Source organism: Rossellomorea oryzaecorticis (assembly GCF_038405515.1).
Classification (GTDB): Bacteria; Bacillota; Bacilli; order Bacillales; family Bacillaceae_B; genus Rossellomorea; species Rossellomorea oryzaecorticis_A.
On record NZ_JBBYAF010000033.1, the window covers coordinates 1 to 19,603 of the forward strand.

Annotated in this window: 18 protein-coding genes; 4 read left to right on the top strand and 14 right to left on the bottom strand. The window is 42.4% G+C overall.

All coding sequences use genetic code 11. The annotated features are described in order from the left end of the window. Positions 1-353: 353 nt before the first annotated feature. From qoxD to AAEO50_RS15440, 5 genes are all read right to left on the bottom strand, one after another. Positions 354-653: a cytochrome aa3 quinol oxidase subunit IV gene (gene qoxD, locus AAEO50_RS15420; RefSeq protein ID WP_341985180.1), complete on the bottom strand. Its 300-nt coding sequence runs from the start codon at positions 651-653 to the stop codon at positions 354-356. Position 654: 1 nt separating this feature from the next. Beyond that, positions 655-1,266 (bottom strand): cytochrome aa3 quinol oxidase subunit III, encoded by a 612-nt coding sequence (gene qoxC / locus AAEO50_RS15425; protein ID WP_341985181.1) that lies wholly within the window; start codon positions 1,264-1,266, stop codon positions 655-657. 2 nt (positions 1,267-1,268) lie between these two features. Beyond that, positions 1,269-3,233 (bottom strand): cytochrome aa3 quinol oxidase subunit I, encoded by a 1,965-nt coding sequence (gene qoxB / locus AAEO50_RS15430; RefSeq protein WP_341985182.1) that lies wholly within the window; start codon positions 3,231-3,233, stop codon positions 1,269-1,271. Between the two features lie 19 nt (positions 3,234-3,252). Then, positions 3,253-4,275, bottom strand: coding sequence for a cytochrome aa3 quinol oxidase subunit II (gene qoxA, locus AAEO50_RS15435; RefSeq protein ID WP_341985184.1), 1,023 nt, complete (start codon positions 4,273-4,275; stop codon positions 3,253-3,255). A 269-nt stretch (positions 4,276-4,544) separates the two neighbouring features. Then, a complete protein-coding gene (locus AAEO50_RS15440; protein ID WP_341985185.1) occupies positions 4,545-5,372 on the bottom strand; it encodes a DUF2935 domain-containing protein in 828 nt (275 codons plus the stop codon). Between the two features lie 161 nt (positions 5,373-5,533). Between AAEO50_RS15440 and AAEO50_RS15445 the strand changes: the two genes are divergently transcribed. Beyond that, a complete protein-coding gene (locus AAEO50_RS15445; RefSeq protein WP_341985186.1) occupies positions 5,534-6,025 on the top strand; it encodes a hypothetical protein in 492 nt (163 codons plus the stop codon). A gap of 59 nt (positions 6,026-6,084) precedes the next feature. On the opposite strand, the gene AAEO50_RS15450 is transcribed toward AAEO50_RS15445, so the two are convergent. Beyond that, positions 6,085-7,620: a BCCT family transporter gene (locus AAEO50_RS15450; RefSeq protein ID WP_341985187.1), complete on the bottom strand. Its 1,536-nt coding sequence runs from the start codon at positions 7,618-7,620 to the stop codon at positions 6,085-6,087. Positions 7,621-7,886: 266 nt separating this feature from the next. On the opposite strand from AAEO50_RS15450, the gene AAEO50_RS15455 reads away from it, so the two are divergent. Beyond that, complete coding sequence (locus AAEO50_RS15455) at positions 7,887-8,801, top strand: superoxide dismutase (protein WP_341985188.1); 915 nt, start codon at positions 7,887-7,889, stop codon at positions 8,799-8,801. Between the two features lie 445 nt (positions 8,802-9,246). On the opposite strand, the gene AAEO50_RS15460 is transcribed toward AAEO50_RS15455, so the two are convergent. The 3 genes from AAEO50_RS15460 to AAEO50_RS15470 form a co-directional block, all read right to left on the bottom strand. After that, positions 9,247-9,744 carry an undecaprenyl-diphosphatase gene (locus AAEO50_RS15460; protein WP_341985189.1) on the bottom strand — a complete coding sequence of 166 codons (498 nt, stop codon included), beginning with the start codon at positions 9,742-9,744 and terminating at the stop codon, positions 9,247-9,249. Between the two features lie 205 nt (positions 9,745-9,949). After that, entirely contained in the window at positions 9,950-11,380 is a 1,431-nt protein-coding gene (gene aspA, locus AAEO50_RS15465) for an aspartate ammonia-lyase (protein ID WP_341985190.1), read from the bottom strand. 142 nt (positions 11,381-11,522) lie between these two features. Further along, positions 11,523-12,299 (bottom strand): LysM peptidoglycan-binding domain-containing protein, encoded by a 777-nt coding sequence (locus tag AAEO50_RS15470; protein WP_341985192.1) that lies wholly within the window; start codon positions 12,297-12,299, stop codon positions 11,523-11,525. Positions 12,300-12,599: 300 nt separating this feature from the next. On the opposite strand from AAEO50_RS15470, the gene AAEO50_RS15475 reads away from it, so the two are divergent. Beyond that, positions 12,600-14,012 carry a PQQ-dependent sugar dehydrogenase gene (locus tag AAEO50_RS15475; protein WP_341985193.1) on the top strand — a complete coding sequence of 471 codons (1,413 nt, stop codon included), beginning with the start codon at positions 12,600-12,602 and terminating at the stop codon, positions 14,010-14,012. A gap of 3 nt (positions 14,013-14,015) precedes the next feature. Here AAEO50_RS15475 and AAEO50_RS15480 read toward each other — a convergent pair whose 3' ends face one another. From AAEO50_RS15480 to AAEO50_RS15490, 3 genes are all read right to left on the bottom strand, one after another. Continuing rightward, positions 14,016-14,576 (bottom strand): hypothetical protein, encoded by a 561-nt coding sequence (locus AAEO50_RS15480; RefSeq protein WP_341985194.1) that lies wholly within the window; start codon positions 14,574-14,576, stop codon positions 14,016-14,018. Positions 14,577-14,702: 126 nt separating this feature from the next. Continuing rightward, complete coding sequence (locus AAEO50_RS15485; RefSeq protein WP_341985195.1) at positions 14,703-15,089, bottom strand: cupredoxin domain-containing protein; 387 nt, start codon at positions 15,087-15,089, stop codon at positions 14,703-14,705. Positions 15,090-15,183: 94 nt separating this feature from the next. Beyond that, on the bottom strand, positions 15,184-15,321 hold the full coding sequence (locus AAEO50_RS15490) for a hypothetical protein (protein WP_341985197.1): 138 nt from the start codon (positions 15,319-15,321) through the stop codon (positions 15,184-15,186). A gap of 142 nt (positions 15,322-15,463) precedes the next feature. Between AAEO50_RS15490 and AAEO50_RS15495 the strand changes: the two genes are divergently transcribed. Beyond that, positions 15,464-17,032, top strand: coding sequence for an alkaline phosphatase family protein (locus AAEO50_RS15495; RefSeq protein ID WP_341985199.1), 1,569 nt, complete (start codon positions 15,464-15,466; stop codon positions 17,030-17,032). A gap of 401 nt (positions 17,033-17,433) precedes the next feature. On the opposite strand, the gene AAEO50_RS15500 is transcribed toward AAEO50_RS15495, so the two are convergent. Beyond that, complete coding sequence (locus AAEO50_RS15500) at positions 17,434-18,066, bottom strand: type 1 glutamine amidotransferase family protein (RefSeq protein ID WP_341985200.1); 633 nt, start codon at positions 18,064-18,066, stop codon at positions 17,434-17,436. A gap of 74 nt (positions 18,067-18,140) precedes the next feature. Next, complete coding sequence (locus AAEO50_RS15505) at positions 18,141-19,103, bottom strand: YafY family protein (protein WP_341985201.1); 963 nt, start codon at positions 19,101-19,103, stop codon at positions 18,141-18,143. Positions 19,104-19,603: the final 500 nt, after the last annotated feature.

Below are 19,603 nucleotides of genomic sequence, written 5' to 3' on the forward strand. Positions count from 1 at the left end.
TGAGCCTCCTCGGCTTTGCCTGCGGGGTCTCACATAAGCTACTCTTCCCGCAGGAGTCTTCGTCTTGCACTCCAATCAACCGCTGGAAAGAGCTAGATCTGATTGTACATTTAAATAAAACTAAAAACCCGAACTAATTTTGCTTCCTAGAAGGCAAATTAGTTCGGGTTTTACTTAGACTAAAACACTTTTGTCCCAGCCTCTTTTTTTGTTTAATCATTATTCATATTTTGTTTCATCTTTGTGGTGTGCAGACGCCCCACAATAAAAAAAGGAAGCTTCCTAAAAACAAAGAAGCTTCCTTTTCTTATATTAGCTCACTGGGACAGTGAACCCGTCCCCATGAACCGCTCTTAGTGCATGCTGTTCATGACCCAGACGGATCCAGCGACGATGACGATGGCGATGAAGCCTGCCGAGAGCATTTTTCCGACCTGCCATTTTCCTTCGCCTTCTGTTACGTGCATGAACATGAACAGCTGGATTGCCGCCTGCAGGAATGCAAGGACAAAGACGATTGCCACGATGGCTCCGCGTGCAAGGTCAGTGTACAGTCCCCAGTAGACAGCAAGGAAAGTCAATCCGACTGACAAGAAAAATCCAATGATTTGAGTCCAGGGTATACGGCTGTGGTTTGATGTATTATTTGACATATTATCCCACCATCCCTAACAAGTACACGCTTGTAAACACGAAAATCCATACGAAATCAAGGAAGTGCCAGTACAAGCTGGATACAAATAGTTTTTTAGCAGTATCAGGATTCAATCCCTGCTTCTTCACTTGGAACATCACCAGGATGATCCATAGGATTCCCAGTGAAACGTGGAGTCCGTGCGTACCGGTCAACAGATAGAATGAGGACCAGTATGCATTGGTTCCCATATTAGCCCCCTCATGAATGAGGTGAAGGAACTCGGCTATCTCCATGTAAAGGAACCCTGCACCGAAGAGGAGTGTGATGACCAGCCAGACCATCATCCCTTTGACATTTCTTCTTCTTAATTCATTTATCGATAAACCGGACGTGAAACTACTGGTTAGCAGTAGTAACGTCATAATGATCGTGTTCTTCAGATCAAACACTTCACCAGGAAGCGGACCGCCTACCGTCCCGCTTTCAAGGGCAAAGAACGTGGCAAAAATGGTGGCGAACAGCGCCATTTCCGCTCCTATGAAAATCCAGAAACCGAAAATATTCAGTCTGCCGATTTCCGATTGATATTCCAGTGGCGTGTTTGGATCTACATTTGTGTTATGTGCCATACTCACGCCTCCCTCTTGAACCGATTTTCAGTCTTTTCTATTTCATCCACACTTACATAGTAGCCTTTATCATACTTGTGTGAAGTAAGTGAACGGTGGGCCATGGTTCCGATGATACCCACAAGGCCGAGGATCGCCATCCACCATAGCTCGAACACCAGCCCGAATCCTGCGACAAAGAAGAGACCGGACATGATGAACGGTACACCTGCATTGTTCGGCATGTGGATCGGTTTATAATCCGGATCTTCAGGTTTGCCGGATTCTTTCCATTCCTGTTTCATGTAATGGAATGCATCCACACCCTTCACTTCAGGTACATGAGCAAAGTTATAGTGAGGAGGGATCGCTGAGCTTGTTGCCCACTCTAGTGTGCGGCCATCCCAGGCATCGCCTGATACCTCTCTCTTCCCGTAACGGTAACTGTAGTATACGTTATACACAATGACCAGGAATCCGACACCCATACCGAATGCCCCTACAGAAGAAATGACATTCAATGCAGTCCAGCCGTCTTCAGGTCCGTACGTGTACACACGTCTTGGCATACCCGCGAATCCCAGTACGAATTGCGGTAAGAAACATACGTTGAATCCGATCGAGAAGAACCAGAAAGCCCATTTCCCGATTCGTTCGTTCATCTTGATACCGAACATCTTCGGATACCAGTAAACAAGTCCTGCGAAGCAGGCAAATACGACACCTGCAATCAGTGTGTAGTGGAAGTGAGCAACCAGGAAGTAGTTGTTATGATACTGGAAGTCGGCTGCAGCCATACCGAGCATGACCCCAGTCACCCCGCCGATCAGGAATGTCGGGATGAACGCGACAGACCACATCATCGCGGTCGTAAACTCGATCCTTCCCTTATAAAGGGTCCCAAGCCAGTTAAAGATCTTGATACCGGTCGGGATGGCGATCGCCATCGTCGAGATTGAGAATACACTGTTAACCGCAGCACTTCCGCCCATCGTGAAGAAGTGGTGAACCCACACGACGAAGCTGAGCAGTGAAATGGCAGCAAGTGATATAATCATAGATTTATAGCCAAACAATGTTTTTCTTGCAAAAGTGGCAATGATTTCTGAGAAAATACCGAAAGCAGGCAAAATAACGATATATACTTCCGGATGTCCCCATAACCAGAACAGGTTCGACCAAAGCATTGGATTCCCGCCGTCCGTCAGCGTGAAGAAATGTGTGCCGAACAAACGGTCAAATGTCATCAGTGCAAGGGTAACCGTCAAGATCGGGAACGCAAACACAATGATGAATGCCGTGATCAATGTCGTCCACGTGAACATCGGCATGCGAAGAAGCGTCATGCCCGGCGCACGCATCTTAATGATCGTAACGACAAAGTTGATTCCTGTCAGTAACGTACCGATCCCTGAAATTTGCAATCCGAGCAGATAATAGTTGATACCCGGTCCAGGGCTTCCTTCGATTGCAAGCGGCGCGTAGTTCGTCCAGCCCGCATCCGGTGAACCACCGAATACGAATGACATATTGAACAGGATCGCCCCGAACATGAATGACCAGAAACTCAAGTTATTCAAGTACGGGAAAGCAACGTCCCTTGCACCGATCTGAAGAGGTACAACAACGTTCATCAATCCAAGTAAAAATGGCATCGCCATGAACAGGATCATGATCGTACCATGAGTCGTGAAAATTTCATTGTAGTGCTGAGATGACAAAAACTCGTTATTCGGCACCGTCAATTGTGCCCTCATCAATAGTGCATCGACCCCTCCGCGGAAGAGCATGACCAATGCAGCGAGAATATACATGATACCTATCTTTTTATGATCAACACTCGTAATCCAGTCGTTCCAGAGCCATTTCCACTTCTTGAAATAGGTCAGGGTTGCGACAACCCCGATTACTGTGAAAACAATCGAAATGTTGGCTCCAAGGATCAACGGATCATTGAGGATTAAGTTATCCTTTATAAAATCAAACATCTAGAGTGGTCCTCCTTTCTTAATGCTCGTGTCCTTCTTCTTTTTCTTCATCTTTTGAATGTCCATCATGACCTTCCTGGTCCTGATGGCTTCCGTTTTCATTTCCATGGTCCCCGTGTCCGCTGTGGCTGGATTCGGCATCCGCATCCGCACCATGCGACCTTTCAGTGATACCGTACTTCTCACGGATCGCAAATGCATATTCGGAATTCTTACCATGATCGACAATGGACAAGTGAGTGGAAGAGAAAGTCATCTTTTCAACATGTCCTGGAAGAATAAGTTGTTCATATTGTTTTTCAGTAAGCTTAGGTTCATTGGCCTGAACATCTTTCACCCACTTCTGATACTTCCCTTCTTCCATCGCAACAAAATCAAACTTCTGGTGCGTCATTCCTTCACCCGTGAAGTTGGAGTTGCGTCCGGCGTATGTTCCAGGCTCATCCGCCTGTAAGTATAAATCATTCACCATGCCGGGCATCCCGTAGATCTGTCCGCCAATTTGCGGCACCCAGAATGAAGCCATGGAGTCTGCAGCTGTCACCTTGAATAGAATCGGGTGATCTTCCGGCACATTGACATAGTTCACCGTTTCGATCCCTTCCTCCGGATAACTGAAGATCCATTTCCAGTCGACAGCCGTTGCATGTACCACAATCGGATCTTTATGTGCTGTCGCTTTGGGAGCCTCTTTCAATTCATACAATGCCTTTGTATTCGGAATCGACAAGGCAACGACAATCAGTACCGGAATCAGCGTCCAGATGATTTCAAGCTTTGTGCTTCCATGCATCTCAGGCTTGTAATCACCTTTCCGGCTGCTTCGATATCTTAATAGAATAAATGTAAAGAATGATAGAACAACGATCATAATGCCAAGCATGTAATAAATCGACAACATGATCAAATCTTTCTGTACCTGCCCTACTGGCCCTTTCGGATCGAGAATGATCATTTCACTTCCCGAACTGAATATGATGATGAAAAATAAAGAAACCAAACTTATCAGTACAATCAAGTATGGCTTGAATTTATCAAACAAAGGGTTCACCTTCCTTTATCTCGTATTTATCAGTTGTAGCACTATACTATCAAATTCTCTAATGAAGGTACCCTCATTTAACCTAACTGTAAACTGATTTTCGAATTTTAGACGAAGTTTATTCACAAAACGGTAACATTGTTGGAAAGAATTGTTCCATCCGCAAAAAAATAACTCTCAACATTATTTTCAAATAACGTTGAGAGCGTTTTATGGATTCATTATTCAGAATAATCTAGAAGTCTCTTTTCAAGCATCCCCTTCAAAAATTATAAGTAAGAAGCTCTTTTTAACGAACATGCCCCAGCTGCATCCTTTAGCTTTGGAGAAAAATAGCTGAGCTTTTTTAAGAAATAACATGTTTCTGGAAAGTGATGCTCCAAAAAGCGGAGAGTGGTTTTATTCAGCAGTTTCTTCTTATTATATTTCACAACCATTCCTGAGATATACTGACTCATTTCCAACGTCGTCTGACCAACTTCATAGGCAAATTCCCTCTGCCGTGCGAAGCCGGGCTGCTTAAATCTGAGATATCTTTTCAGATGCCGGTTTTGAATGATATACACTTGATATTGGTTAATATAAGCCTCAGCCTGCCTGCTCGCGTTAATTTCAATGGGATCCAGCAGGTTTTGAAATAATAGGGCATGCCCCAGCTGATCTTCAAGCCATAAATCCATTAAATCCACCAGCGGCAGCGGCTCCGGCTCTTCCCCTTTCATCAGATACCCTAAAAACCGCAAGTATTCCAGATTTTCTGAAAGTGTGCCGTTTAAGTAGGTAGGTGAGAAATTTAAATTCACTTTATTATCAATCCTTAACGATTGCAGCATCCCTTCAAATTCATAATAGCCTTTCGCCACTGGCCACACTTTATTTGAAAACTGAACCATCGTTTCATCCCTATGACCTGCTGTACGCGGAACACCGTATAACTGTTCGATAAGCTCCCCGAATAGTTGAATGTACTGCTGAGATGTTTCCACATACTCTTCTTCCGCCGGAGACAAGTGGTCCCTGATGAAGTAAGCATGATCCTGTAGTACCTCAAGCCAGAATAGGTGCTCTTCCCATATCGTGATCATTTGATTAGCCACATTTTTACCTCCCTTTTATATTTATATATTTAATGGGGAGTCAAAAAAGAAGGACTTGATTTGCAAATTCATCAATTGAAAGAATCCCCTGCTCAGATACATAATTTTTTCATAAAAAAGGAAAAATAGGTGTACCACAATGATGTAAAGGGTGTCCTTTTATGAAGAATCGAAACGTAATGATCACGTTAATGGCCCTGCTTCCCTGGTTATCCATCTCACTTCTGGGTAATAAAACGTTTAGAAGATTTTTACCCGGGACAATTTTCATGAGCCTGTATCTCCTTGCAGAAGGTACTTTAGCAACGCGCAGGAAATGGTGGTGGTTCCCTTTTTCATTAAAACCGAATGTATTAGCTGAACTGCCACTAATCCTGGGTCCTTTCTTTGTTGGCTCACTATGGATTTTCAAGTACACCTATGGCAAATTTTCTATCTACTTTCTAGTAAATTTGATTGTTGATTCATTTTTCACCACGGTCATGCTGAATTGGTTCAAGAAAATCGGATATGTCTCCTTGATCAGATTCACGAGATTCCAGCTGTCATTACTCTTTATGTTAAAATCAATCGCCATGTACGGGTTTCAATATGTATATGAAACGATTTTTTCCTCCAGGGGTAAAAAGGAGGATCGGTCGAAAAATATGTAAGGACCCCCTTCAAAAAATAAACCTCTTATCGCAGTTAGCGATAAGAGGTTATAACCTTACTATTTCCGTATATTATATTTCCACGCCTTATCTTTATCCATCATCTTCTTCGCAGCGTAGATCATGATGAATTGAACCACAATGATCGGCAGCCCCATCATACCTGATATTACTTCGAGCGGCGCCAGACCGCCGATGCGCATTAGTAATAATGCCAGAGCTGCGATCACCCCTGCGATCACAATGCGAAGCAGCTTTGCAGGTTCATGTTCACTCATGTCCCTCGTACTCGTATAGGCAGCTACCGTATAGGTTGTCGAATCAAGTGTAGTCGTTAAGAAGATCAGTGCCACTATAATAAAGATGCTAATCATGATGCCGCCAAAAGGCAGTGTATGAAGAATCTCAGGAATCGCCGCCATCCGTTCATCCTGCTTGACAAGCTTCAGGATGGACAGTTCCCCTGTCAGATAGCGGTGAACCCCCAATCCACCGAGAACACCGGTCGCAATCCATGAAATCATTGTCGGTGCCAAGAGATAGGTAAGGATCATCTCCTTAATCGTACGCCCCCGCGAGATTTTTGCAGCAAACACACTGTGCAGCATGGCCCATGTGGCACTATAGGCAAACCAGAACACCGTATTGCTCTGGATATGGGACGGTTTTCCCTGATGGACGGAATCGGTGTTTAATGAAAATGTAAGATAATGACTTAATAGAAAGGAAACACTGTCTGTGAAATAATTTAAAATAAAGACGCCTGGTCCTGCAATGAGCACCAATAAAGCAAAGAGGCCTGCTAAATACATATTAAAGGTACTTAAGCGTTTAATTCCTTTCTCGATTCCCAAATAAGCACTAAGTGAAAATAAGAATACCCAAATAACAGTGACAATGATCGTCATGGTGAAGGTCACTTCTACATGTAAGAGGACAGATACATTATGCGTGATGATCGGAGCTCCAAGCCCCAGTGTGACTGCAGCACCCGTCAATATACTGATAAGGAATAAGATATCAAGGACCTTTCCGCCCCATCCATCTGTAAACTTGTCTCCAAACAGGACCCTGCATGCTTCAGAGATCCTCATCAATGGGCGTTTCTGAACATGCAGGACATACCCCATTGCCGGTGCTATCATCACAAAAATCGCGAACACCTGGAATCCCCAAAGGAACATGCTGTAGGAATTACCCCACAATAGAGACTCGGCCGACCCTGGGTCCACTCCTGCAGGCGGATCGTTTGCAACTGAAGTCCACTGCAGCATACCTGTTCTCATAATTGTCGATCCAATTCCCATCGCAATCAAAATCGACGCATATTCGAATAAGGTAAACCGCGGCTTTTCAGCCGGATCTCCTAAGACGACCTGTCCATATTTTGAAAAAGAAAAATATAAGGCCGCTGCCACGAGGATCACCCCATACCAGAGATACCCCCAGCTGAATACGTCTACAATATAATTAAAAATAGAGTTCAGCAGCTCCAAGGACTCTGCCTCATAAAAGGCAAAGGGAATACTGATCCCTACTACAATCAATAATGCAGGAAGAAAAATTCTGTAATCGATCAAACTCTTGTGACTCATGTAAACCTAAATCCTCCTCTTTCCGTAAATCTACGACTATTCCACATATTCCATTACCCTCTCATAATAGATAAAAACAAGAAAATCGAAGAAAAGTAAATCTATGGTTCTTCCAATTTATTCATGATCAGATACCGTCCCCAGCAAGATTAATGTACCTTAAGATAGGTTGGGGACATTGAATGGAATATCACGAAAAGTATTTATAGGAATTAAAAATTGCCTGAAGTACATATAGTGTAACGATGGAGAAAGGCGGGATATACATGAGCGAGGTACAGAATTTATTGGATGGCATGGACCAGCGGGCTTTGCTTTTAATCGAAGAATGGAACAAAGCATGCGACCTCAACCAGCTTCCGGTCTGTGAAGAGACAACACAATACAGCGACCAGTTGGACGATTTCCTCAACCAGTTAGAACAAATCAAAATGAACCGTAACCTGTTTGATCATCATACCGCATATCAACTGGAACAAACCTGCACCAGCTTAACCGAACAATGGAAAAAAATATGGGACCTACGGGAAACATATGAAGAGAGAAATCGCTCCCCTGTCCCCATTGGCAAACATACACTTCCCCCGCTCCCTTATTCCTACGATGCCCTCGAACCTTACATTGACAGGAGAATCATGAAACTCCATCATGATAAACATCATCAAAGCTACGTAGATGGGCTCAATAAAGCGGAAAAGGAAATGGAGAAGGCCAGAAAGAACAATGATTTCTCGTTGATCAAGCATTGGGAAAGGGAAGCGGCTTTCAATGGCGCGGGGCATTACTTGCACACCATCTTCTGGAGTATAATGGCCCCAAAGGGCGGCGGAAAGCCTAAAGGCCCTCTTTTATCAGAAATCAATCAATCATTTGGGAGTTTCGATCAATTCAAGCGTCATTTTTCAGAAGCGGCAAAAAATGTAGAAGCGGTCGGATGGGCGATTCTCGTTTGGGCGCCGCGGGCAAACCGTCTCGAAATACTGCAAGCGGAAAAACATCAAAACCTGAGCCAATGGGACGTCATTCCCCTCCTTGTGCTGGATGTCTGGGAGCACGCCTATTACCTGCAATATGAAAATAACAGAGGGAGATATGTAGACAATTGGTGGAATATCGTCAATTGGAACGAAGTCGAAAAACGATATAACGAAGCCAAAAAAGTAAAATGGAAGCCTTATTGAACAGAACAATGAGAGCTGGGACAAAAGTGTTCTAGTCTAATTAAAACCCGAACTAATTAGCCTTCTAGGGGGCAAATTAGTTCGGGTTTTTAATTTGTTCCAATGGATATTTATATTTAGCTCTTTCCAGCGATTGATTGGAGTGTAAGACGAAGACTCCTGCGGGAAGAGTAGCTTATTAGAAAAGCGGAAGGGCTTTGAAGAGAGGCGGGTGGCATAAGACGAATCGGCCTGGAAGGCGTTCTTTGCCTTCTTGGTCGGTTTGGCTTATGACATGTGCCTCTAAGCCCTGCAGCTGGACATGGAAGACCTGTCCAGCTCCGGCGGGCTCCCGGGCTACCCGCGGAAAGCGAAGTCTTGCACTGAAATCATTAGCGGTATTAAGAGACTAATTTAAAATTGTTCGACTTCACTCTGTGGTTTCTTAGTTTGGTCCCAATCCTCTTTATCCTTTACCAGCAGGTCTGCCCACTATCATACTGGTCATGGTCGCAATAAAAGCACTTCCGATAATATCGGATGGATAATGATGCCCCACCCAGATACGGGAGAAGCCTGTCAATAAGGATAATAACCACATCACCGAACCAAGAGCACGGTCATAAAGATAAATAGAAGTAGATACCGCAAATACAAGCACCGTATGCTTACTCGGAAATGAAGAATCCTTTTTTGATGGGATAAGTATGCCGACACGCCGTTTGGCAAATGGACGCGGCTTAAAGTAAAACAACTTGATCAACGTATGAAGAACCAGAGATACCCCTGTAGACATCATTGCATTCCAAGACACTTTTCTATAATGATCATTTCGGAACCACATGTAAATCAAAACGAATATATACACATAACGAACCTTTTTTGAAAAAAAGATCATCAGCCAATCAATTGGGGCCGAGCGTCCAGAAAGCAGATTGATTGCCCTGAAGAGTCTATAGTCCATAAGTATACCTCCTGTTCATAGATACCTTTAAAATTCCCTGTTAAGCAGGAAGTATGTAAAAATCCTTTATTAGAACAATCAAAACTGAGCGCTGATGGAAAAGCTTACATCACAATACAAAAAAGCTTGTAGACCTAGTCCACTTCCGGACTTAGTCTACAAGCTGAAAGCTGCAGAAGCTATCTGCAGCTTATTATTTTCTTATTTATTCCCGATCAAAAAGCACCCGGCCCGCGATTCCCGGGTTGGTCATTTCATAAGGGTTCAGGATCAGATCAAGTTCTTCCTCTGTCAGAACATCGTATTCCAAGCAAAGTTCCCTCACTGATTTCCCCTTCAGGATCGCTTCCCTGGCAATTCTCGAAACCACTTCATACCCTAAGTGCGGGTTGACTGCCGTGATGATGCCCACGCTGTTTTCCACATATTCCTTCATGCGTGTTTCATTTGCTTCGATGCCGCTCAGGCAGTTGTCTGTGAAGCTTCTGAATGCGTTATTCATGATGCTGATTGATTGCAGGAGATTGAACACAAGGACAGGCTCCATCACGTTCAGTTCAAGCTGGCCCGCTTCAGAAGCCAGGGAGATCGTTTGATCATTCCCCATTACCTGAAATGCTACCTGATTGATAAGCTCAGGCATGACCGGATTGACTTTTCCAGGCATGATGGATGAACCAGGCTGTCTCGCCGGCAGCGAAATCTCGCCTAAGCCTGCACGCGGTCCTGAAGCCATCAACCGCAAGTCATTTGCGATCTTGGACATGTTCGTCATGCATACCTTCAATGTTGAAGAAACCTCTGTATAGGCATCAGTATTTTGCGTCGCATCAACAAGGTGCTCTGCTCCCGTCAAAGGCAGGCCGCTGATATCAGCCAAATGCTTTACGACGCTCTTGATATATTCCGGGTCGGCATTCAAGCCCGTCCCTACCGCGGTCGCCCCCATATTCACTTCATACAGATGCTCCCGGGTCCTGCCAATACGCTTGATATCCCGCTCAACGACCCGGCTGTATGCCTCGAATTCCTGACCAAGACGGACTGGAACGGCATCCTGAAGATGGGTACGGCCCATTTTAATGACGTGATCAAATTCCTGCGCCTTCTTTTTAAAAACAGACAGCATATCTTCCATCGTGATCAGGAGCTTATCCAATAATGTAAGCGTCGAAATATGGATGACCGTCGGGAATACGTCATTTGTCGACTGAGCCATATTCACATGACTGTTCGGGCTGACTTTCCCGTATTCACCTTTTTGATGAGAAAGCAGTTCAAGAGCACGGTTGGCAATGACCTCGTTTGCATTCATGTTGATCGAAGTCCCGGCTCCTCCCTGAATCGGATCGACGATAAAATATTCATGCAGCTTCCCTTCGAGGATCTCATCACAAGCCTGAACGACCGCTTGTCCGATTCCCCCATACAACCGCGTTGTTTCCATATTTGCAAGTGCAGCCGCTTTTTTGACTACGGCAAGCGCATCGATCATCTCTTTATGAATTTTATAACCGGTTATCGGGAAGTTTTCCACTGCCCGTAACGTTTGTATTCCATAATATACATGCTCAGGCACTTCCTTTTGCCCAAGGAAATCTTTTTCAATTCTATATCCACTAGCAGCAGTTAACATGTCTCTACCCCTCTTGTTCGTTTTCAGTATCATCATTCGAGATTCTATCAATTTATGGGGGAGGAAGCAACGGTTTTTAATGGGAGACATAAAGAAAAGCGCATTTCTAAAAGAAATACGCCCCTGAAAATAATAAAAACAATTAATATGTAGAAATGACAGCCCCATTTTTATGGATAATCGTGACCATCTGCCCAGTCCTCTTTTGATATAATTCGGACGTTCCATATAGGACCTTTAAGACAAATTCCTGGTCTTCATCCATAAACTCCACTGAAAAACGATCAACCGCTCCTATGATAACCGCTTGGGACACTTCAGCTTCCCCAGGTATAAAGAGATTTTGGCCAATCAGGACCATGTCCAATTCCAGCTCGTTTGCCTTCTCTACATCTGCCGGCTTCACGCCATACCGATGAGAGATTCCCCAAAGAGTATCTCCCGGCACTACTGTATAATATTCCCCAACCTCGCTTGAGGCTTGTCCTGCTGGTAAAGAAAGCTTCTCGCCAATTTTGATCTGTTCTGAATCCTTTTTATTTATATATGTGATTTCTTCAATTGTGGTGCCATATTGTTTCGCCAGGGAATAGAGGGTATCTCCCTTCTTAACTTTATAGGTGATATGTTCATGATGGTGCTGTCTATCCGGAACAAGCAGCTGCTGGCCGGCGACAATCTTATCCGATGACAAGACGTTCGCTTCCATCAACTGTTCGACAGTCACTTTATGTTTCTGAGCAAGACTATACAGCGTGTCATTTTTTTTGACCGTGTATTCTGTACTGCTTGCGCCTGCCTTGCCGTTCGCCAGCAGGAGTGCAGTTATGGTGCCCGCAGCAGCTGCCGCAGCTATCTTTTTATTTCTCGCTCTTACCTTGATCTTTCTCGCTTCTGCTATTCTATGTTTTCTCTTCATCGTGATTGCAGTCAATTTTACATCCCCCAATGTGCTCGTTTAAGTGTCATCAACTCTATACCATTCGAATGACAGGGGTCTTTTTGAGGGCGTTAAATAAAAATATTCCTTTGAATCCATTAATATCCTTTATTTTGCGTGAGCCACCTTTAAAAAGGTATCACGTGGAATGAGTTTCATTTTGAAGAAGGAGTCTTAGCCTTGAGGCATCCGGGAAGTCCCCGGCCTGAATTTGAATGAATAGACAGTTCAAATCATACTCTTATTAAAAGAAACCAATAAGAAGGGGTGCAAAGTCAGTTGAAAAAAATAAAGGTTGGTTTACAGCCCATTGTAAGTAAGATAAATTTACCCACTGTTTTGAAGACAGCTATACTCCCAGGTGACTCAAAGGAAAGACTATTTATCGCAACCCAGGTGGGAGAAATCTTTTACATAGGAAATGGGGAGATAAGGACATTTTTAGACATTAGGGGTCGAGTTCTGGAGCTGGGTGTTTCTGGCCGTGGTTATGACGAACGGGGATTGTTGGGGCTGGCGTTTCATCCAGAGTTTTATTCTAACGGTCTGTTTTATCTTCATTATTCAGAAGCTGGAACACAAGGACCAGGTGCCCTTTCCCAATCTTTTGAGCCTGACCCGTGCGACCCATCAACTTTAAATCTAAAGTGGAGTAATAGAGAAAAGCAATACGATCATATAAATACAGTCGAGGAATGGATTTTACAATCGAATGGGAAACCCAAGAAACGACGGACATTAGTTAATGTAAGAAGACCATTTTATAATCACAATGGGTTCAATAGTTTAAATTTCTCACCTGAAACAGGAAAACTTGTGCTGACTACCGGAGATGGCGGGTCTGGCTACGATCCATTTAACTTAAGCCAGGATGACCTGGAAATCGCCGGTAAAATAATTGAAATTGATGTGAGCAGGAATACACACATCGATACCCCGCCCATTGTCACCCGGTTTAATGAACTTCCTGCATCTATTCAGGAAACGCTCACCGTAATGGCCAAAGGTGTCCGCAATATACCAGGCATTTCATTTCAAAGGTTTTATAATGGATATATTAAATATGCGGGAAACGTCGGCCAAGATCTGGTCGAGTCGATTTTTTCATTTGTCCATTATAAACCAATACCGGTTACGCAGCTTGTCCGAGCTTCTCACATGAATACCTACATTGGGAATAAAGGGTTGATTAACTTTGGCTGGCGAGGTTGGGAAGGTGCTTTTCCTTCAGCGATTGTAAGAAACTGCACAAGTAATCCCGACTTGGATGAAAATATCATTGCTTTTTACAACGAAGCAGTGACACTTTCAGGGAGCCGCCTTCAGCCTTTAACCAGTTATTTTCATAGTGATACCAGGCCGGATAAGTTTGGTGGAACTGCACTTACAGGCGTCCAGCCGTATATGGGGAATAGAATCCCTGGTTTAACAGGAAGCGTTGTGTTTACCGATCTGGCCCAGAAGGATTCCAGCCCCCAGGTTAGAGGGGCTTTGGCTTACACCAATGTGAGACCAAGTGGAAAACAAAACGATTTTAGTGTGATAGAAACCGATTATGAATTTGGATCTCAATCAGCCTATTATGTCAATTTGGGAGCGAATCTTAATCAAACCCGATTATATTTAGGGGTTTATGGCTCTACGAAAGTGACTGATTTTAACCAAGGCACAATTTTTGAAATCGTCCCTTGATCGCTAAATGATCTTCCTTTTTAATCTTTTAAACAGGATTAAAGCCATTTCAACCCATAACCAGCTATAAAGTAATGCAAATATAAAGATACTGCCGGTTGTAAGAATTGAAAAGGAAACAGGAAATGCCGGACCTAAAACCGGGAATCTCAGAATGAATAGAAGACTTATAATTCCTGCGACTAAAAGAATGGCACCTGTTGCAATAATATTTAATCTCTTCCTGAAAAAGTGAAAAGATCCTCCTATGCCAAATCCCAACAATCCTGTTGTAAAAGGAAATATTATTAGTTCAGTCGGCTGAAGGATGAATAACAACATGATTGTCAGAAAGTAGGACATAACTCCAAATGGAATGGAAAACATGGCAATTAACAGAATAGGAGCAGTGGCAAGCGGACTTATTAAATATCCCACCCCTGGCAAAAAGCCGCCAGCAGCCTGCAGGATGGCCGCAATACAGGCAAAAACAGACACGACACTGACCTTCATCGTTTTTTTATGTTTATTGAATATCATTTGCGATGAACGAACGTCATCAGAAACAGCTTTAAAAAAATTCACCTTGCCACCTCGTTCTAAATGGTTTATACGTTACCATACATTCTATTTACCATTTATTAGAGATGGAACTATTATTAATGATCAAAACATTAACCAAAAAAAAGCGGAGCCATACTGGCCCGCTTCTTATTTGACGATTACTTTTCCAACCATACCTTCCCGGAAATGGTACCGGCATATTAGTTCATATGTACCTGGCTGTTTCGGGTTCACGGTAATGGTTTTTTCTTTTCCCGGCTGGACCTCGGCGTCAACTCCGAGCTTTTCCACTGTGAACGTATGCTCTTTCACACCTTTGTTCTTTAATATCAATGTTGTGGCTGTTCCATTTGGAATCGTGATATCTTTCGGATTAAAGTAATCATCGTTCAACTCGACCTCAATCGTTTTCTCCGTCTCCACTGGCTGATTTACAACATTGGATTCGGCAAATACGCCTTGTGATCCCAGAGTTGTCGTAACCATAACCATTGCGAGCACTACGAACAATCCTGTTACCTTTTTGACTGACATTCGCAATCCCTCCTGCGCTATTTTTTTAATGGATTTATCGATTTACCTTTCTTTTCCCTGATCAGTCCTCAAGGCTTTTCAACAGGGATTTGGTTTAAAACGGCTTAATGGCTTTCTCGTTTTTACCAGTTTGAGGCTGATTTTCAATTCTTCTTTCTTCGGCTTCCTTAGGAATTTGTTTAAGGTGTTTATTTACTTCTTCTACTTGATTGGTATTTCTAATTTCATCCATTTTCAAAACCTCATTTCGAAAATTATTTGATAAAAATAGTATGCAGAAGTAACGGCGATTTTATGTCCTTATTTACTCATTAATTTACTTGATCTGTTCATACTAAAAAGGTAAGAAACAGACCATTACTGGGGATGAAGTCATGATAAAACGGTTAGTAGTCATTTTTTCTTTTCTTATTTTTGCAATCGGGTGTACCGGAAGCAGCCAGGTGTCGCCACTGGATACCAAGAGATCGTTCCCTCTGCAAACCGGCAGCGGGTCCAATCCGAAGGTGATTCTCCTCGTTATTGACTCATTAATGGATAAATCGCTGAACAAGGCAATTGAGGACGGTAAAGCTCCCGCCCTGGAATTTTTAAAAAAGAACGGTCAATACAGCACTGAACTGGTAAGTTCGTATCCGACAATGTCGGTCACGATTGACAGTTCTTTAATTACAGGCACTTATCCAGATCAGCATAAAATTCCGGGGCTTGTCTGGTTTGATGATAAAGAAAGACGGATCATTACCTATGGAAATGGATTGTTTGAAATATTGAAGCTGGGTGTTTCTGATTTTGCAAAGAATGGTCTTTATGAATATAACAATAAAGACTTAAGCAGCAATGTAAAAACCATACATGAAGACCTGGACGATGCAGGCTTTAAGACGGCTTCTATAAATGCTTTGATTTATCGTGGAAATCATCCTCATACCCTGAAGGTCCCAGGCTTCATTTCGGCAGCAGCCAAACTGCCTGATGAAATACAAACCATGGGCCCTGAAACGCTGTCATTAGGAGTGTTTTCCAGAGAGAATCAGGAAAACCATCATATCGTCAATCGGATCGGCCTGAATGATTCTTTTGCAGCAGAGGAGTTGATCTATCTTCTTAAGACCAACACGTTGCCTTCCTTTACCATCCTGTATTTACCGGAAAATGATTTTACGGTACACAGAAAAGGTCCTTCCACGATTAAAGGAATAGAAGATGCAGATAAACAGCTTCAAAACGTTCTGAACAGCTTCCCTGATTGGAACGATGCACTCGATAACCTAGTGTGGGTTGTTATGGGTGACAGCAACCAGTCCATCGTGAAATCAAATAAAAAAGAAGCTCTCATAGACCTTAGAAAAGAACTTTCAGAATATAATATATTGGAGCTGGGCGAAGCTGTCCGGCCAAAAGACGAAATTGTTATCACCGCAAATGAACGAATGGCGTATCTTTACATTCTTAAAGAGGACATTCAACTGCGGCAAATGGCGGAAAAATTACAAAAAGAGTCCCGTATTTCATGGATAGCATGGAAGGACAACGAAGGGATTAACGTAATTTCCCCTGACCACCAAGGAGAACTAATATTTCAACCAGGCGGCCCCTATAAGGATCAATATCATCAGACATGGTCAGTAAAAGGAAACATTGATATCCTCGATATGAAAGTAAAAGAGAATACAATCAGCTTTGGAAATTATCCCGATGCTTTAGCAAGGCTGTATGGAGCAGCAGAATCACAAAAAGGCCGCTTTCTTATCACTGATGCCAAGCCAGGATATGAATTCATTGGAGAAAGTTCACCGGAGCATTCCGGCGGAGGTGCGCATGGCTCGATGCACAAGGCAGATTCAATGGTTCCACTCATCGTGTCCGGAACAGATAAAAGTATTGAAAACTTAAGAATCGTTGATTTAAAAGACTGGATTATTGAGGTTATTCAAAGATAAAGAGGCTAGGACAAAACTAAAAAACCACCACATAAAGACGAACAATTAAGTATAGGCTCTTAATACCGCTACTGATTTCCGTGCAAGACTTCGCTTTCCGCGGGTAGCCCGTGAGCCTCCTCGGCAAGCCTGCGGGAAGAAAAGCGGAGGGGCTTTGAAAAAGGGCGGTTGGCATAAGACGAATAGACCACGAAGGCGTTCTTTGCCTTCTTGGTCGATTTGACTTATGGCATGTGCCTCTAAGCCCCGCAGCTAGACAAGTCTCACATAAGCTACTTTTCCCGCAGGAGTCTTCTTCTTGCACTCCAATCAACCGCTGGAAAGAAAGAACTAAATTCTAATTCTACATTTAACGAAAATAAAAAACTTATGTACCAGCCTCTACTTTTCAGTTACTTCATTTATTTATTTAATGAATCCATTAACTGGAAGAAATATTCAGGTTTATGGGTCTTATTTAGGTTATACCATGAATGTAATGCATCTGGTGTAAATACATCTATTTTTTTCAGTACCTCCAGTGCAAATTCCAGAGGAGCTATTCCTGATGCAGTAATTAAATTCGCCTTGGATACCGCAGGTCCCGACTCATAGAACTTTTCTCCTTTATAGTTAGGACATACCATTTTAGTATATTCTAAGTTATTACTTGTATGCTTTCTAGTATCTAAGTATCCCATATTCGCAAGGGCCTCAATTGCACCACAAATTGCAGCAACAATCGTGCCAAGCTTTAAAGCTTGGCCAATTATCTCCAAGATAGGTTGATGAATTTCTTCACTCCAGGTAGTCCCTCCTGGTAAGATTAAAAGATCTTTACTCTCAAGAGTACATTCATCAAGAGAAATATCTGGTTTTATGCTCAGTCCTCCCATCGTAGTAACCATTTCTTTAGTAGCTCCTACTGTCATTACTTTTAAAGGTACTGAATCTTTTTTGAAATACCTTCCTGAGTTTAGTTCAGCAATTAAATATCCATATTCCCAGTCCGACATTGTGTTAAATACATATAGAAAAGCTTTTTTAGTTTGCATCCAATAACACTCCCATCACAATTGATATAGCTATTATAAAATAACTTCCCTGACAGTTAACGTCAGGGAAGTTATCATACTTGATGAAATTTTATTAATTCCGACAGAACTTCAATAAGTCTTTTCTTAAGGCTTATCGGCTCAATAACTTTAATAGATTTATTATAAGGTAAAAGTAAATAAGGTACATATGTATGTATCATATCTTTTTCAAGAAGAAAAACTGCTTGATTTGAAGTCCGTTCTTGTAAATAATGTCCTAAAAACCAATGTTGGCAAATATCTGCCAATGCACTTTTCTCCCCATTAAGAACCAAAGCCATAATCTCTTCCTTATCTTCCATAGTTGGAAGTAGGTTTTTTATAAAAAAGTCCCGTGCAGAAAAATTTTCTGGCCGGATAAACGTATTTTCGGTTAGCATTAGACTTTCCATTCGATCTACTCTAAAACTTCGGATATCATTTCTAAGGTGACAAAATCCAATCACATACCACTTATTATTCCAAAAGATCATTCTGTACGGATCGACTACTCTATCATTTAATGGCTTTTCGCCACTTTTATGGTAAAGGATTTTTACTGAGTACCCGTCAGCTACGGCCTGCTCCAACTCCTTCAAAAAAGGTTCCATAGAGACTGAACGTAATCGGCTTATCACTTCAAGACTAGTTAAATGTTGGTTTATCTTTGTTTCCTGCTCTTGATTTGAGTATTTACTTAGTTTTGAAATGGCCCTATTTAGTGCTTCACCTCCATAATACCCGGCTTCTTCTGCAAAAACAGCAGCGTGAAATAGGGAAGTTTGCTCCTCAAAATCAAAAAAAAGAGGAGCCTCAATAAAATTGTTCAATAAAGTGTATCCGCCGTTATGTCCTGGTTCTGAAATTATAGGTACGCCACTTGTTGAAATTGTATCAATATAGCGATACACAGTCCTTATATTCATCTCTAACTTTTCTGAAATTTGTTTTGCAGTAATTTTTTTACCTGAACGAAGCATCCATAAAATCGCTAACATATTGTCAATTTTAGGCATGTGATTCCACCTCTATATCACTCTATATATAATTAATAACCATCTTACAATACCAATTATTTCAAATATTATAATATTGAGCAATCCCCTTATTCCAGTAAATGGCCCTTTAATAATAAAAGCCATGCTTCTGCATTCAAACAGAGCATGGCTTTTCTGTATATAAACTTGAAGTATAAGCTTGCCAAAACGGCAGTTTGATGGTTAATTTCACATAATAAAAACCACCAAATATGTATTTGGTGGAGACGGTGGGACGTGCACTTCCATGCTTTCGACATGGCACTGACTATATCTTGAACCTGTAGTAGAGGTCCTTTGGCGTATTATGCGAAATATAGATTTATCTGTTGTCAGATAGGATCCCGCATCCTAGTACTGCCAAAGCTTGGCAGCCTATAAGTCGATACACGGCTGTTGGATTGCTCCACATACCGCTCGGCATTGCCTTATCACACTGTGTGTGACTTAGGTTTCACCGATAAAGCCAAATTTTCACT

Coding starts and splice junctions, on each gene's coding strand:
- qoxD (WP_341985180.1), bottom strand. CDS start 653: ATGTCAAATAATACATCAAACCACAGCCGTATACCCTGGACTCAAATC.
- qoxC (WP_341985181.1), bottom strand. CDS start 1,266: ATGGCACATAACACAAATGTAGATCCAAACACGCCACTGGAATATCAA.
- qoxB (WP_341985182.1), bottom strand. CDS start 3,233: ATGTTTGATTTTATAAAGGATAACTTAATCCTCAATGATCCGTTGATC.
- AAEO50_RS15445 (WP_341985186.1), top strand. CDS start 5,534: ATGAAGAATCGAAACGTAATGATCACGTTAATGGCCCTGCTTCCCTGG.
- AAEO50_RS15450 (WP_341985187.1), bottom strand. CDS start 7,620: ATGAGTCACAAGAGTTTGATCGATTACAGAATTTTTCTTCCTGCATTA.
- AAEO50_RS15455 (WP_341985188.1), top strand. CDS start 7,887: ATGAGCGAGGTACAGAATTTATTGGATGGCATGGACCAGCGGGCTTTG.
- AAEO50_RS15460 (WP_341985189.1), bottom strand. CDS start 9,744: ATGGACTATAGACTCTTCAGGGCAATCAATCTGCTTTCTGGACGCTCG.
- aspA (WP_341985190.1), bottom strand. CDS start 11,380: ATGTTAACTGCTGCTAGTGGATATAGAATTGAAAAAGATTTCCTTGGG.
- AAEO50_RS15470 (WP_341985192.1), bottom strand. CDS start 12,299: ATGAAGAGAAAACATAGAATAGCAGAAGCGAGAAAGATCAAGGTAAGA.
- AAEO50_RS15485 (WP_341985195.1), bottom strand. CDS start 15,089: ATGTCAGTCAAAAAGGTAACAGGATTGTTCGTAGTGCTCGCAATGGTT.
- AAEO50_RS15490 (WP_341985197.1), bottom strand. CDS start 15,321: ATGGATGAAATTAGAAATACCAATCAAGTAGAAGAAGTAAATAAACAC.
- AAEO50_RS15495 (WP_341985199.1), top strand. CDS start 15,464: ATGATAAAACGGTTAGTAGTCATTTTTTCTTTTCTTATTTTTGCAATC.
- AAEO50_RS15500 (WP_341985200.1), bottom strand. CDS start 18,066: ATGCAAACTAAAAAAGCTTTTCTATATGTATTTAACACAATGTCGGAC.
- AAEO50_RS15505 (WP_341985201.1), bottom strand. CDS start 19,103: ATGCCTAAAATTGACAATATGTTAGCGATTTTATGGATGCTTCGTTCA.